This is a genomic window from Stenotrophomonas sp. STEN018 (assembly GCF_056760235.1).
Window position 1 is genome coordinate 19,207 of record NZ_JBRREK010000013.1, and the last position, 14,682, is coordinate 33,888.

Here is a 14,682-nt window from a genome sequence, read left to right on the forward strand (position 1 = left end):
CAGGGGGGAGGCGATCACCTCACCTGTACGAGTAACAAGGGTGCTTAGCTGTGCTCAGGCCTTGCTGAATCGGGGGCATCAAAGAGGTGGTTGCGGTACATCCGTGCTGCTGCAGGACCCAAGCCGAAAAGGGCCGAGGGGCGGGCAGGTTGTCGTTGTGGCAATGCGTGGAAGCTCGATTGCTCCCTATTGGACTGAACATCCAATGCGATGCTTTGCCATGTCGGCGGCGGGATGGAGCAGTGCAGGATGCTCCTGTGACCAGGGCGTACCGGTCAGCATCATCCAGGAATGGCCAGCGGCCAGGGCCGAGCTGGACTGGGCGTAGTCAAAGCACAAGTCCATCTGGAGCTGGCAAGCTGTTGGCAGATACCTTGTCAGCCGACAAATTCTGTCTGCTTGATGTGGCTTAGCTCGGGGCTGCATGTACCGACGGATGACAGGTTGGATGCGCCATTTCGTCGGGCTTGGCTTGCAGTACAGGAGAAGGTTTGTTTGAAAGAACGACAGAATGCGCTCTCGGTTTCGAAGCCCAAGGCGTCAGCTATCTCGCAGATGGAAAGGTCAGTGGTGCAGACCAGATCCCAGGCGCGCTGCAGGCGCAGGCGGGTGGCGTATTCGAACGGGGTTTCATCAAATACTTCGCGGTAGATGCGGATCAGGTGAGGCGGTGAATAGTTGGCAATCGCTGCTAAACGGTTGAGATCCAAGCGTGCGTCCATGTTGCATCGGATCAGATGCTGTACGCGCAACAGGCGAAGCATGGTTTGGTGACGGCGTAGGGCGGTGCGTCCGCTGCAGCGATTCAGTTGGCTATGCAGTGCTTGCTGACGCTCTATCAGCATGTCCCGTAGTACTGACATGCCATCCATTACGGCGCTTGTATCGCGATTGTTGCTGAAGCAGCGGCGGCGTGCCATATGCAGCACTGCCCGCGCGAGTTCCCGGTCGCAGCGTATTTCGCGCGGAATGAGGTGGCTGCTGATTGTCGGTGCGCGGGGAATTTGATCCCATAGGCTGGCGGGTGCCGCGATGCACAACCACCAGGCATAGCTGCGACTGGCAAGGCGGAGTTCACCTTCCAGCCATAACTGCAGGTGATGGGCGGCAAGTTGCCAAGGGGCATCACCGCTACCGACTTCCAGCACTCCGGTCAGTACCAGGGTGACACTTATCCAGCCGACTGGAATCAGTAGGCGGGCACCGCGCCCGTGGCCGATTGTGGCGTGTACGCTCCCTGCCGCTTGGCTGGACAGGTCCAAGGACTGCGAGCCATGTATGGAGTGGTGCTGGATTCTCACTTCGTCTTCACTGCCCTGTCGGTCGAAATGAACGGAAGTTCGAGAATCTCAGTAGACCAGCTGTACCCGTGATGGCGATGAAAACATCGCACGGTAGCTGGAATCTGGCAACGAGAATTTTGATTTCAGAATGGCCGCCGCATGGCCCTGTTCGTCCCATCATTGGATGGGCGAAGAAAAAAACCCGGCATTGCCGGGTAGGTTCGGGGTTGACCATCGTGCCCGCTGAATTTCGGGCTGAGTAAGGTCTGACCTGTGCAGAGAGAAGAGTGACTTACCAAGTCCCCGAACACTACCTATGCTGCTTGTTGAGGTAGCGACGAATACATGCGTGCGTTAGCGCTTGGATTGCCGAAAATGAAGATTTCGTCCCGGTCTGGATGGATTCTTTTGTAACCATCGAGGGGTTTCGATGCAGCTTGAGCTGGAAAACGCGCTGGAGGATCTTCAGCAAGGTCGACAAGGTGCGGCGGAAGCCGCGATGCGTCGATTGCTTGGCCGGGCGCCGGGCTTTGCACCAGGAATGGAAGTGCTGGCAATGGCCTTGGCTGGGCAAGGCCTGCTGGAGGAGGCGCGCAGCTGGTTTTCCAGAGCCGCCGACCTGCAGCCGGATTCGTTGAGTGCGTGGATGAACCTGGGCAATGTGTGTCTTGAAGACGCGGATGCGCTGGCAGCGGGAAGCGCGTTTGAGCGCGCGCGTGCGCTGGGTGCTGATGACGTTGCGTGGCTGTTGGGGTATGGATTGTCGTTGCTGGGGCAGGCGCGGTTTGCAGATGCCAACACGTTCTTGGGTGCCGCGTTGGTCCGAGAACCAGACGCTGTCGATGTGCGTCTGGCGTATGCGCAGAGCCTTGCGGAAATGGAGCGGTTCGAAGAGCTCGCTCAGTGCCTGATGCCGTTGAATGTGACGCTGTTGAACCGCAGCGAGCGACAGGTATTGGCATGGCTGCTGGCGCAGGCAGGCAACGACGACGACGCGCAGCGGCTGTACCGGCAGGTGATTGCAGAGGCACCTGATGCAGCAGAGCCACGGATTCAGTTCGCATTGTTACTGGAGCGACTGAACCGGGTGGAGGAAGCAGATCAGGTGCTGCGGGCTGTCACGCCGGAACACGGGGGCCGTGTTTCGGGAATGTTTGAACTGGCATGTGCACGGGTGCTGCGGCGGCAGCAACAGCAGCACGTCGCTATTCAGCGTCTGGAGCAAGGGCTGCAGCGGCAACTGGCGCCGGCGATGCAGGCGCAGCTGCAGTTCGAACTGGCGCGTAATCATGATCAGCTTGGGCAGGTCGAGCAGGTGATGCGGGCACTGGCATCGGCGCATGAAGCGGCGGAGAGCGCGTTCCGCCAGCGCTTGCCTGACGCTCGCAACCCGCCGGTGCTGGATTGGCTGCAGCAGCGCCTGCAGCACCCCGCGCCCAACAGCTGGGCGCAGGTCTTGCCCGATCCGGCGCTGCCAAAGGACCCGGTATTTCTTGTCGGATTCCCCCGCTCTGGAACCACACTGCTGGAGCGGATACTGGACGCGCATGCGGATCTGGGTGTTCTGGATGAGCGCCCCGCACTAGAAGTGGTGATAGAGCAACTGCGTGCTTCGGCTGGCTGGCGCAGCGACGATCTTGGTGCAGCACTGGATGCACTTGCGCCCGATGGCATCGGCGCGGCGAAGCGCCGCTATTGGGACGAGGTAAGGCGCCACGTCACGCCACAGGGGCGATTGGTTGATAAGTACCCGCTGACCATGACGCGCTTGCCTTATGTAGCCCGCTTGTTTCCGGCTGCGGATTGGCTGCTGTTGCTGCGCCATCCGTGCGACTGCGTGCTCAGCTGTTACATGCAGGCATTCGGCATCAATGGCGGGGCCTTGGCATTCACCTCGTTGGAGTCCACGGCGCGTACTTACGCGGCGATCATGAGCTGGTGGCATGAGCAGCGCGAGCTTGTACCGGCACGTGTGCACGTACTGCGCTACGAGGATATGGTCGGTGATCTTCCTGGGCAGCTGTCAGAGCTGATGTCGTTCCTGTCGCTGCCCATGCAGGAACAGCAACTTTCTTTCGACGACCATGCCAACTCACGCAGCCGCCGTATCAACACACCGAGCTACTCGCAGGTCGTGCAGCCACTCAACGCTGGTGCGGTAGGTCGGTGGCGTAACTACCAGGCGTATTTCAGCGCCGAGACGCTGGCCATTCTCGCACCCTGGGTCGAACGTTTTGGCTATACGCTCGACTGACGCTGCGGGAATCTGAGGTAGGTGGAGAGGATGTATTTGTCCTGCGCAGGCGATGCCTTGCCCTGATGCGCGTACATCCAGTAGGGCGGGAACATGAGCAGTCTTCCCGTGCGTGGAGCAACGCCGGTTTGCAGGCCGGGAAACCAGGTCTCGCCGCCAGATTCGACGTCATTGAGATACCACAGGAAGACCAGGTAGCGGTCGCACACTTCATTGATTGAATCGAAGTGTGTCTGGAATTTCTCTTCGTCACCGGCGCGGTAGCGCTTGAGGATGAGCGGACTGAGCAACGGGCTGTCAGGAATGGCGATCGGTAGGCCGACATCGGCGTTGTAGCGTTGCAGTGCGCTGCTTGTCAGCTGGCGGAAGAATGCGAGGAATCCTGCATCGGAAAGCCGGCTCACATCCAGCTCGGTCCAGGCGCTGTCGTCAAGGCCGGGGCGTACGCCGCGGCCGTTGCGCTGCTGGAAGCGGGAAAGCGAGTTGAAGGATTCGATCAGTTTGCCGCACATGTCCGCCGGCAAGCTGTGGTCGTAGCTGCGGATGTAATGACGCAGGTCCGTGCCCTGAACATCCGCCGCGGCATCGGCCGCGGCGGATGTGTTTGTTGCTGTTGCTGGCTCAGAAACGGGCAGTCCAGCGCATCCAGTAGAAACGGCCGATTGCATCGTAGGTCCGCATGTCCGTCGAGGCGTTGAAGCCAGAATAGATCAACGGCGGCTGGCGGTCAGTAAGGTTGCGCACGCCGATCTGGATCGAGCTGTTCTTCAGGCCTTCGAAGCGGTAGCCGACCTGCAGGTCGGTCTGGGTGTAGGACGGTACCCGACGCTTGGCAACATAGCCGGGCTCGGTTACATCCGCCACGTCCGGTGCTTCGTACACGTGGTGCACGTAGCGGGTGGTCAGGCTGGCGCTGAGGTTGCCGCGCGACCAGGTGAGGTCGTTGAGCGCGCGCCAGCGGGCCATGTTGCCGAAGCCCGAGGAGGCATTGTCGACGAAGGTGCCAGCCAGACCCGTGCTCTGCGGAATGCCCGGGAAGGCACCAACGTCACTGGTCGGGTCGCCTGACACCAACTGCACGTCGTATTGCGCCAGATACGTGGTGTCCAGGTTCCACACCAGCTTGCCCCATGCGCCCTCCGGCAGCTGATAACGGAAGCCAAGGTCCATGCCGGAGGTCTTCATCGAGCCGTAGTTGCCGATCAGGTTGGTCATCTGCGCGACGTCACCGTTGGCATCGCGGATGAACGTGTTGCAGAAACGGCCGAAGTTGAAGCACTGGTTGAGCAGCATGTTCTCCGGCAGGTTGACGATGAAGTCGTCCAGTTTCACGCGCCAGTAGTCAGCGGTGACGCTGAAGCCTTCCAGCCAGCTTGGGCTGTAGACGAAGCCGTAGGTCAGCACATCGCCATGCTCCGGCTGCAGGCCCGGATCCGATATCTGGAACGACGTCACCTGGTTGTTGCTTTGCTGGAACGAGCCGTCGGTAGCCACGCCCGCGCAGGCGACCGGATTGCCGCCCTTGTAGCCATTGCAGGGGTCGGCATAGGTATTGGCACTGGGCACCGTGGGGGAGTACAGGTCGCCGATGGTCGGGGCGCGGAATACATCGGCATAGGTGGCGCGGATCAGCAGGTCGGAGAACGGTTTCCATTCCACGCCGATCTTGGAGTTGGTGGTGCCACCGAAGTTGGAATAGTCCGAATAGCGGGTGCCGAGCGAGACGTTGAGCTTCTCGGCGAACGGCGCGTCGGCGAGCAGCGGAATCAGTGCTTCGGCGTAGATTTCATTGACGTCGAACTTGCCGCTGATGTCGCCACCGGTACAGGCTTCCTGGGTGATGCGGCAGACCGTCTTGCCTGGTGGGATGATGGTCAGGAAGTCGGCGCTGGAACTGGCCGACTCAACCCGGCGCTCTACGCCCACCGCAAGCGACACCGCACCAGCCGGGAGGCTGAACAGATCGCCGGTGACGTTGGCGTTGAAGAACTTCAGGTCATTTTCGCTGGTGCTGTGGATGGTCGGGTTGATCAGCTCCAGCGCAGCCAGCTGGGCCTTGCCGGCAGCAGTGCTGGCATCGGGTGGCGGGCCCATGAAGTTGACCGGGATACAGTCGGCGATGGCCGTGGCTGCATTCCCGGCTGTGCGCACACAGATGGGATTGCCGGTGACCGGATCGATCATCGAGGGCCCAAGTGAATCCGTCAGGCCCTGGCCGAGCAGATAGCCGCGTACGGTCGAGGACTGCGGTGTACGGCCATAGCCAAGGGACGCATCCCAGCTCCAGGTACTGTCAGCGAACACGCCGCGCAGGCCGCCGGTGATTTGGTAGGTCTCGGTCTCGTACCGGGTAGTACGGGTGGGGATGAAATTGCGCAGACGCAGGCGCGCGTCGGTGATGTCCACGCCGAACGGGTTGTACAGGCTGTCCTTGCTGATTGGCACGTCGTCGACGTCGGCGCGGCCATCGAAGGGCAGCGGCGCGATGAAGAACGAGGACTCGGTGCGCATCCACGAGCCGAGCATGAAGGCCTCGATGTTGTCGGTGAGCTGGTAATTGCCACTCATGAACAACGAGGTGCGTTCCTGCGGGGTGAGGTTGAGGTTGCCGTCGGACTGGTAGTTGTAGGTATCGGTGTTGCCGTTGAAGCAGCGGAAGTCTGATGCCGAGGTGCCCGGCCGCCCCTCGATGCGGGTCAGCACGACGTTGGGGTTGGGGTTGTCAGTGCTGGGTTTGGCGCAGTTCGCATCCAAGGTAGTACCGCGGGCAATCGCGACATCGCGTGGAAGTACATAGCGGCCGGTCAGAATGCGGCTGGTGCCGCCGATGCCCTTTTCACCGGCATACAGCTGGTAGGGCTGGCTGGAATAGGTGCGATTGGCGGCGCTGACCGAGCCCTCCTTGTCATAGCTCGCGCCCAACATCAGGCGGCCCTTCTCTCCGGCCAGGCCGAAAGTGGCATCAAAACGCTGTGTGTCGGCGTCGCCGCGCGAGGAGGTGCCATAGAAAGCACTGGCTTCCACGCCGTCAAAGTCCTTGCGCAGGATGAAGTTGACCACGCCGCCAATGGCGTCGGAGCCGTAGATCGCCGAGGCGCCGTCCTTCAGCACGTCGACGCGTTCGATCAGGCCCATCGGAATGGAGTTGACGTCCACCGCACCGTTGGCGTTGGAGATGGTGCCGATCCAGCGCTTGCCATCGACCAGCACCAGTGAGCGGTTTACCCCGAGGCCGCGCAGGTCGACGGTAGCTGCACCGGCACCGCCGCCGTTGTTGACCTGCGGGTTGGTGGCCGCGCCCGCGATGGCTGGGGTGCGCTGCAGGAACTCGCCCACCGTTGCTGCACCAGAGTTTTCGATGCTCTGTCTGTCGATGGTGAAGACGGGACTGGAGGTTTCCAGGTCGGCGCGCTTGATGCGCGAGCCGGTAACCTGAATGCGATCAAGATTCGTGGCGCCTTCCTTGGGCGCAGCGTCCTGAGCGAGAGCACTGCCAGCCGCTCCCAAGGCGAGAGCGGCGGTCGAAATGGGTAGCAGGGCGAGGCGAACGGCGTTGCTCAGTGGCGTGATGCTCACATGACTCTCCGCAAAAGTGGTGCGAGGGAGTTGTGAAATTACGAATTATTAACTGGCTCTAATGTGCGAATCAGGCCTTCGGCAATGTGCAAAAACTAACATTTTGTTTCATATCTCGATGAAGGTTCACGCGGGTACTGTGATCGTCCGAGATTCAGCGCCCCACACGCCAGGCAACCAGCAGCCCAATGCTCAGCCAGATCAGCTCGCCCAGACCGTTGGCCAGTGACAGTAATGTCCACGCAAAATGCGGGCCCATACGCAGAGCCGATTCCCATGGGGTCAGGCCCATGGGGCCGCCCACATAGGCCGCGGCGATGAGCCAGTTGGCGGCCAAGGCGATCAGCAGCGTGGTGAAAATGGCAATGCCGGCCCGCGCGGGGCCTGGTCGGAAGGTACCCAGACGCAGCATCCACGCCGCTTCCAGTGCGGCCAGGACTGCCATCCAGCCGGCTTGAGTGCCGGTGCTCAGGGCGGCCAGCAGCCAGGCGATGGTGAGGGTGATGCTTCCCAACAACAACAAAGTGGGCCAGAGCCAGTGGCGGGTAGGGCTGGCCGAGGTGGAAACAGGCGACATGGGCATTCCCGAACAGATTCCGCAGCATAGCGTTTCAGCGGCGATGCCGCCCAGTCGGATAAAATGGCGCCATTGCGGGTAGCCACCGCGTCCCCATATCCATCTACATGTATTCCCGTAGCAGTGAACCTGTCCATTTTGAGCGTGATTGCCCGGCGGTGATGGTGCCGCAGGGTGACAGCGTGACCTTGCCGGCCGGCAGTTATGGCTATATCACCCAGGCGCTGGGTGGCAGCTATACGGTGTTTGTCGAAGGCAATCTCTTCCGTATCGCCGGCAAGGACGGCGACGCCATCGGCAAGGAGCCGCCGCCGGGGCTGGAACTACCCGACGACGCCGGCGACGAAGATGTCGAGAAACTGGTGTGGGAGCAGCTTCGTACCTGTTTCGACCCCGAAATCCCGTTCAACATCGTCGATCTTGGGCTTATCTACGAAGTGGATATCAAGCACCTGGACGACGGCCAGCGCGAAGTCGACGTCAAGATGACCTTGACCGCGCCGGGCTGCGGCATGGGCGAGATCCTGGTCGATGACGTGCGCAGCAAGCTGGAGATGATCCCGACCGTGGCCCAGGCCGACGTCGATCTGGTGTTCGATCCGCCGTGGGGGCGTCACATGATGTCCGAGGCGGCGCGCCTGGAAACTGGCATGCTGTAAGGCCGCGCCGGCTGCTGCCGGTGACGGTTTGTGCTGCACCCCCCGTTGCCGCTGTGGCGGCGGGGCTGTCCCATCCCGCAATCTGGAAGGAATTATCCGGTGTCCCAGTCTTCGTTGAGCTTCGATGTCACCCGTTCGGACCATCCGCGTAGCGCCGAGGAGCGCGCCAAAATCCTGGAAAAGCCGGGCTTTGGTCTGCACTTCACCGACCACATGGTGGCCGTACGCTGGGACAAGGACACCGGCTGGCACAATGCGGCGGTAACGCCGTATGGCCCGATTTCGCTGGACCCGGCGGCTGCCGTGCTGCATTACGGCCAGGAAATCTTCGAAGGCATCAAGGCTTACCGTCACGCTGACGGCTCGGTGTGGACCTTCCGTCCGCAAGCCAATGCCGCACGTCTGCAGCGTTCGGCGCGCCGCCTGGTGCTGCCGGAATTGCCGGCGGACATCTTCGTCGAATCGCTCAAGCAGCTGGTCGCGCTGGATAAGGACTGGGTGTCCGATGCCGACGAAGCCAGCCTGTACTTCCGCCCGTTCATGATCGGCGATGAAGCCTTCCTCGGCGTGCGCGGCGCGCACAAGGCCACCTATTACGTGATCGCCAGCCCGGCCGGCCCGTACTTCGCCAAGGGCGTTGCACCGGTGGCGATCTGGTTGTCCACCGACTATGCGCGCGCTGCCAAGGGCGGCACCGGTGCGGCCAAGTGCGGTGGCAACTACGCTGCTTCGCTGCTGCCGCAGCAGCAGGCGCAGACACAGGGCTGCTCGCAGGTGTTGTTCCTCGATCCGGTCGAGGGCAAGTACCTGGAAGAACTGGGTGGCATGAACGTGTTCCTGGTCTACGGCAAGGAAAACAAGCTGGTCACCCCGGCACTGTCGGGCAGCATCCTGGAAGGCATCACCCGCGAATCGCTGCTGCAGCTGGCCCGCGACCGCGGCATGAACGTGGAAGAGCGCCAGGTCACCATCGATGAGTGGAAGCAGGGCGTGAGCTCGGGCGAAATCACCGAGGTGTTTGCCTGCGGTACCGCTGCGGTGATCACCCCGATCGGCCAGCTCAAGGGCGAAGATTTCTCGGTTGGTGATATCAATGCGCCGGCCGGCGAAGTGACCATGTCGCTGCGCAAGGAACTGACCGACATCCAGTACGGGCGTCAGCCGGACCGTCATGGTTGGTTGGTGCGCCTGGACGCCTGAGCCTCCCTGCTCAGTTAAGTGAGTGAAGGAACCCGCTGCGACCAGTTCGCAGCGGGTTTTTCTTTGTCCGGACGGCAGGCGGTGCAGACTAGTAATACCAAGGGATTTTTAAATATTCTTTACAAATCAGTCACGTAGGTAAATGTGACGGGGCAATGGTTTCCGCTGTAACCCTCTTGCCATCGATTCAGCTGCCATTTACTGTCCGCCAACGGATCGGTAACAGGGGACTGGTTCGGGTAGTTCTACCCGGGCAGCAACCTCTTCGCATCTGGCAGGGCCCCGGGTAGGACGCATGCTGCGCAAGCAGCTTCCTCTCAATGCAGAAGGGCTCATCAATGTCATCCAAATCGCGCCGTACGCTCGTTCGTGGGTTGGTGGTTGTTGGCACTGCCTCGTTGTCGTCCCTGCTTCTATGTGCGCCGGCCTGGGCCGGCGATGTGCATCTGGCCGGACTGGATTCCGCGCCGACGCACCAGCGCTTCATCGTCAAATACCGTCAGGACAGCCGTCAGGCCGCAGGCGATGCCGCCCTGCAGAAAACCCTGGTCTCCGCCGCCAGCGCGCTGCCGGCACGTGCCGGCAAAAGTATCGGCGTGCAGCACATGCGGCGACTGGCGGTAGGTGCCGATGTGGTTCGCGCAGATACCAAGCTGGACCGCGCCGATGCTGAAACATTGATGCGCAAATTGGCGGCCGATCCGAACGTCGAATACGTCGAAGTCGATCGCCTCAATACCATCAGCCTGACCCCGAATGACACCCGTTACAGCGAGCAGTGGGGCTACTCCGGCACCTATGGCATCAAGGCCAATCAGGCCTGGGATGTCACCAATGGTGCTGGCTCGGTGGTGGCGGTGCTGGATACCGGCATCACCAGCCACAGTGACCTGGCTGCCAATCTTCTGCCCGGCTATGACTTCATCAACGACACCACGGTGTCCAACGATGGCAATGGCCGCGATAACGACCCAAGTGATCCAGGCGATTGGGTGAGCGCCAACCAATGTGGCGGCACCCATGCCGCGCAGAACTCCAGCTGGCACGGCACGCATGTGGCCGGCACCATCGCTGCGGTCACCAACAACGCCAAGGGCGTAGCCGGCGTGGCCTACGGCGCCAAGATCGTGCCGGTGCGCGTGCTGGGCACCTGTGGCGGCTATGACTCGGATATTGCCGACGCGATCGTCTGGGCTTCCGGTGGCACCGTGTCCGGTGTGCCTGCCAATGCCAATCCGGCCGAGGTGATCAATCTCAGCCTGGGTGGTTCCGGCGCTTGTGGCAGCACCACCCAGGCGGCGATCAATGGCGCGGTCAGCCGTGGTACCACGCTGGTGATTGCCGCTGGCAACGACAACATCAATGTCTCCAACGCCTCGCCGGCCAACTGCAACAACGTGATCGCGGTGGCATCGATCACCAGCACCGGCGCGCGTTCGAGCTTCTCCAACTACGGTGCGTTGATTGACATCGCCGCACCGGGCTCCAACATCCTGTCCACCCTCAACAGCGGCACCACCACGCCGGGCGCGGAGAGCTACGCGTCGTACAACGGCACCTCGATGGCCACGCCACATGTGGCTGCAGTGGTGGCGTTGCTGCAGGCGGTGTCCACCACGCCGAAGACGCCGGCGCAGGTCGAGGCCTTGATCAAGGCCAATGTCACGCCGTTCCCAGCCACGCCATCGCAGAGCATCGGCCCGGGCATCCTCAATGCCAAGGCGGTAGTGGATGCCGCCAACGGCGGTGGTAATCCGAATCCGGGCGGCACGGTGCTCAACAATGGCGTGCCGATTACCGGGCTTGCCGGCGCTGCCAGCAGTACCCAGTACTTCACCGTGCAGGTGCCCGCAGGTGCGAGCAACCTGGTCATCGCAAGCTCCGGTGGCAGCGGTGATGCGGACATGTATGTGCGTGCCGGCAGCCAGCCGACCACGGCCACGTATGATTGCCGTCCGTATAAGACGGGCAATGCGGAGAGCTGCAGCTTCGCAACGCCGGTCGCGGGTACCTACCACGTGATGTTGTCGGCATACTCTGCGTTCTCAGGCGTGAGCCTGCAGGCCAGCTGGAGCACGGGTGGTGGCAGTGGTGGCGTGCAGACGTACAGCAACGCAAACGCTGTCACCATCGTCGACAACGCCACTGTGGAAAGTGCCATTGCCGTCTCCGGACGTACCGGCAATGCGCCGGCATCCACGCCGGTGACGGTGGATATCAGCCACACCTGGAAGGGCGATCTGAAGGTGGATCTGGTCGCGCCGGACGGCAGCGTCTACGTGCTGAGCAACTATGCCGGTGGCAGTGCTGACGACATCAAGCAAACCTTCACTGTGAACCTGTCCAGCGAGGCGCTCAACGGCAGTTGGAAGCTGCGCGTCAACGACAAGGCCAGTGGCGACACCGGCCGTATCAACAGTTGGTCGATCCAATTCTGAGTTGAGCAAGGTTCAAGCGGCAGCCGATGGCTGATTGAAGATGCTGTTGTTGTGCCGCAATACGATCTGGCCCCGGCGTTTTCGCCGGGGCTTTTTGCTGGCTCGTTGGCGGACTTCAGTGCTTACGGTTCCAACAGGTCTTGCCGATGTATTGCTGGCAGGGAACACGGGTAAATACCGGCGTGCCGGGTGTGCATCGGCTGCTTGAATTGAAGTGTGTTGAATTGAAGCCTGCAACGGGTGCTGATCGCCGGCGTTGATGTTGGCCAGGATGCATTGAAGCGCGCGCTGCGCGCTTCCCTGACTGATGCGTTGGGAGATTTTGACTGTGGCTGGGACAGCGGTTTGAGTAGTACTCCGATGGGAGTGCGCAAAGTGGATGTCTACTGTCTGCAGGCGGATTGGTGACGGGGGCCGGTCCGGAGCGTTCTGCCCAGGTGCGGGCTGCTGTCCGCACCGGGAACACAGGGCAGGGCCGGCGCCGCGCAAGCGGCAACTTCCATGCAGAAGGGTTCAACAATGTCATCCAGATCGCACCGTAGGCTTCGCCGTGGGTTCGTGGCAATTGGCACTGCTTCGCTGTTTCCCCTGCTGTTGTGCATGCCGGCATTGGCCGGGGAGGTGCAGCTGGCGGGTCTGGACTCCGCACCTGCGCACCAACGCTTCATCGTCAAATTCCGCCAGGACAGCACGCAGGTGCAGGGCGAGGTCGCACTCAGAAAGTCGCTGGCCGCCGCTTCACATGCTTTGCCGGTACGCGCCGGTAGAGCCGGCAATCTGCAGCACCTGCGGCGACTGGCCGTAGGTGCCGATGTGGTGCGCGTGGACGCCCCGCTGGATCGCATCGAGGCCGAAGCGTTGATGCGCCGCTTGGCGGCAGATCGCAATGTCGAGTACGTCGAGATTGATCGGCGCCACACCATCGATGCCGCGCCCAACGACCCGCGTTTCGGTGAGCAATGGGGGCTGTCCGGTGCATATGGAATCAAAGCCCCGCAGGCCTGGGACAGCGCGACCGGGGCGGGTGTGGTGGTGGCAGTGCTGGACACCGGCATTGCCAGCCACAGCGATCTGAATGCCAATGTTCTGCCTGGCTATGACTTCATTGGTGATGTTGAAGTGGCCAATGATGGCGATGGTCGTGATGGCGATGCCAGCGACCCTGGTGACTGGGTGACGGCGAATCAATGTGGTGGCAGCCACGGCGCGCAGAACTCCAGTTGGCATGGCACCCATGTGGCCGGCACCATCGCTGCGGTGACCAACAACGGCAAGGGTGTGGCCGGCGTTGCACCTGGCGCCCGGATCGTGCCGGTACGCGTGCTGGGTCGCTGTGGCGGCTATACCTCGGATATCGCCGATGCGATTGTCTGGGCGGCGGGCGGAGCGGTGCCTGGCGTGCCTGCCAATGTTCATCCGGCCGAGGTCATCAATCTCAGCCTGGGTGGCGCAGGTGCCTGCGGCAGCACCATGCAGAACGCGATCAACAGCGCGGTAGGCAAGGGCGCAACCCTGGTCATCGCAGCCGGCAACAGCAACGTCAATGTGGCCAACGCCTCGCCTGCCAACTGCAACAACGTCATCGCCGTTGGTGCCAGCGATAGCGCCGGCAAGCGTTCAATCTGGAGCAGCAGCCAGCAGTCGAACCATGGTCCCTTGGTGGATGTGGCTGCACCGGGCAGCGGCATCCTTTCCACCCTCAACAGCGGCAGCAAGGGCCCGGCTGGCGAGAGCTACGCCTCCTATGGCGGGACATCGATGGCGACACCACATGTGGCGGGCGTGGTGGCGCTGGTGCAGCAGGTATCCAACCCGGTGCGTACGCCGGCTGAGATTGAGGCCTTGATCAAGGCTACGGTGACGCCTTTTCCTGCTACGCCTGACCGTGAGATTGGTGCTGGCATCGTCAATGCGCAGGCGGCCGTGGCAGTAGCACTGGGTGGCCCGCTGCCACCGGAACCGGAGCCCGACCCGGCGGCCGAACTGGACAACGGTGTGGCGTTGACTGGCTTGGCAGGCAGTAAAGGCAGCAACCGCTATTACAGCGTGCAGGTGCCTGCTGGTGCGTCGAATCTGCTGATCAGTATTGCCGGCGGCAACGGCGATGCCGATCTGTACGTGCGCGCGGCCAGTCGTCCCACTTCCTCCAGCTACGACTGCCGTCCGTTCCGCGCTGGCAATGCCGAAAGCTGCAGCATTCCGGTTCCTGTGGCAGGCAAATACCACGTCATGTTGACCGGCTACTCGGCCTACTCAGGCCTGCGTTTGAAGGCAAGCTGGGGTCTGCTCCCGGCACAGACCTATAGCAGCAACGAGGGCGCGGATATCCTCGACAACCGCACCGTGGAAACTGTGATCAGCGTATCCGGGCGTACTGCCAATGCGCCGGCGGCCACCCCGGTAAAGGTGGACATAAGCCATAGCTGGCGTGGCGACCTGAAAGTGGAGCTGCTCGCACCTGGCGGCCGCGCCTATCTGCTGAGCAATTACGAAGGAGGCAGTGCCGATGACATCAAGCAGACCTTCGAGGTCGATCTTTCCAATGAGGCCCTGAATGGCACCTGGAAGCTGCGTGTCAACGACAAGGCCAGTGGCGATACCGGGCGACTCAATGGTTGGTCGATCACGTTCTAGCCCAAGGCATTGCTTGTTACTGTGCATGAGTCCGGCGCTGCAGCCGGACTCATGCCGGTGA

Annotated in this window: 7 protein-coding genes and 4 pseudogenes; 7 read left to right on the top strand and 4 right to left on the bottom strand. The window is 61.8% G+C overall.

Features of this window, described 5'->3' with window-relative positions:
* Window positions 1-377 precede the first annotated feature (377 nt).
* Window positions 378-1,262, bottom strand: a complete 885-nt coding sequence (locus ACVOMB_RS07105; protein WP_481530546.1) for a helix-turn-helix domain-containing protein — start codon at window positions 1,260-1,262, stop codon at window positions 378-380.
* Between the two features lie 451 nt (window positions 1,263-1,713).
* Here ACVOMB_RS07105 and ACVOMB_RS07110 point away from each other — a divergent pair, with 451 nt between their 5' ends.
* Window positions 1,714-3,537, top strand: a complete 1,824-nt coding sequence (locus tag ACVOMB_RS07110; RefSeq protein ID WP_481530547.1) for a sulfotransferase — start codon at window positions 1,714-1,716, stop codon at window positions 3,535-3,537.
* Here ACVOMB_RS07110 and ACVOMB_RS07115 read toward each other — a convergent pair.
* From ACVOMB_RS07115 to ACVOMB_RS07125, 3 genes are all read right to left on the bottom strand, one after another.
* Window positions 3,522-4,205, bottom strand: coding sequence for a 2OG-Fe(II) oxygenase (locus tag ACVOMB_RS07115; protein ID WP_481530548.1), 684 nt, complete (start codon window positions 4,203-4,205; stop codon window positions 3,522-3,524). The genes ACVOMB_RS07110 and ACVOMB_RS07115 overlap by 16 nt on opposite strands.
* Window positions 4,159-7,113, bottom strand: coding sequence for a TonB-dependent receptor domain-containing protein (locus tag ACVOMB_RS07120; RefSeq protein ID WP_481530549.1), 2,955 nt, complete (start codon window positions 7,111-7,113; stop codon window positions 4,159-4,161). The genes ACVOMB_RS07115 and ACVOMB_RS07120 overlap by 47 nt, the downstream gene beginning before the upstream one ends.
* A 154-nt stretch (window positions 7,114-7,267) precedes the next feature.
* Entirely contained in the window at window positions 7,268-7,690 is a 423-nt protein-coding gene (locus ACVOMB_RS07125) for a hypothetical protein (RefSeq protein ID WP_481530550.1), read from the bottom strand.
* 107 nt (window positions 7,691-7,797) lie between these two features.
* On the opposite strand from ACVOMB_RS07125, the gene sufT reads away from it, so the two are divergent.
* From sufT to ACVOMB_RS07155, 6 genes and pseudogenes are all read left to right on the top strand, one after another.
* Window positions 7,798-8,349, top strand: a complete 552-nt coding sequence (sufT, locus tag ACVOMB_RS07130; protein ID WP_346498807.1) for a putative Fe-S cluster assembly protein SufT — start codon at window positions 7,798-7,800, stop codon at window positions 8,347-8,349.
* 99 nt (window positions 8,350-8,448) lie between these two features.
* Window positions 8,449-9,549 carry a branched-chain amino acid aminotransferase gene (locus ACVOMB_RS07135; RefSeq protein ID WP_481530551.1) on the top strand — a complete coding sequence of 367 codons (1,101 nt, stop codon included), beginning with the start codon at window positions 8,449-8,451 and terminating at the stop codon, window positions 9,547-9,549.
* 338 nt (window positions 9,550-9,887) lie between these two features.
* Window positions 9,888-11,621, top strand: a pseudogene (locus tag ACVOMB_RS07140) (S8 family peptidase); the annotation flags it as partial.
* A 144-nt stretch (window positions 11,622-11,765) separates the two neighbouring features.
* Window positions 11,766-11,987, top strand: a pseudogene (locus ACVOMB_RS07145) (proprotein convertase P-domain-containing protein); the annotation flags it as partial.
* Between the two features lie 519 nt (window positions 11,988-12,506).
* A pseudogene (locus ACVOMB_RS07150) lies at window positions 12,507-14,267 on the top strand (S8 family peptidase); the annotation flags it as partial.
* A gap of 132 nt (window positions 14,268-14,399) precedes the next feature.
* Window positions 14,400-14,621, top strand: a pseudogene (locus ACVOMB_RS07155) (proprotein convertase P-domain-containing protein); the annotation flags it as partial.
* Window positions 14,622-14,682: the final 61 nt, after the last annotated feature.

Bases quoted from the DNA above. Each gene is read 5' to 3' on its own strand.
- ACVOMB_RS07125 (WP_481530550.1), bottom strand. From the start codon at position 7,690: ATGTCGCCTGTTTCCACCTCGGCCAGCCCTACCCGCCACTGGCTCTGG.
- ACVOMB_RS07115 (WP_481530548.1), bottom strand. From the start codon at position 4,205: ATGCAATCGGCCGTTTCTACTGGATGCGCTGGACTGCCCGTTTCTGAG.
- ACVOMB_RS07110 (WP_481530547.1), top strand. From the start codon at position 1,714: ATGCAGCTTGAGCTGGAAAACGCGCTGGAGGATCTTCAGCAAGGTCGA.
- sufT (WP_346498807.1), top strand. From the start codon at position 7,798: ATGTATTCCCGTAGCAGTGAACCTGTCCATTTTGAGCGTGATTGCCCG.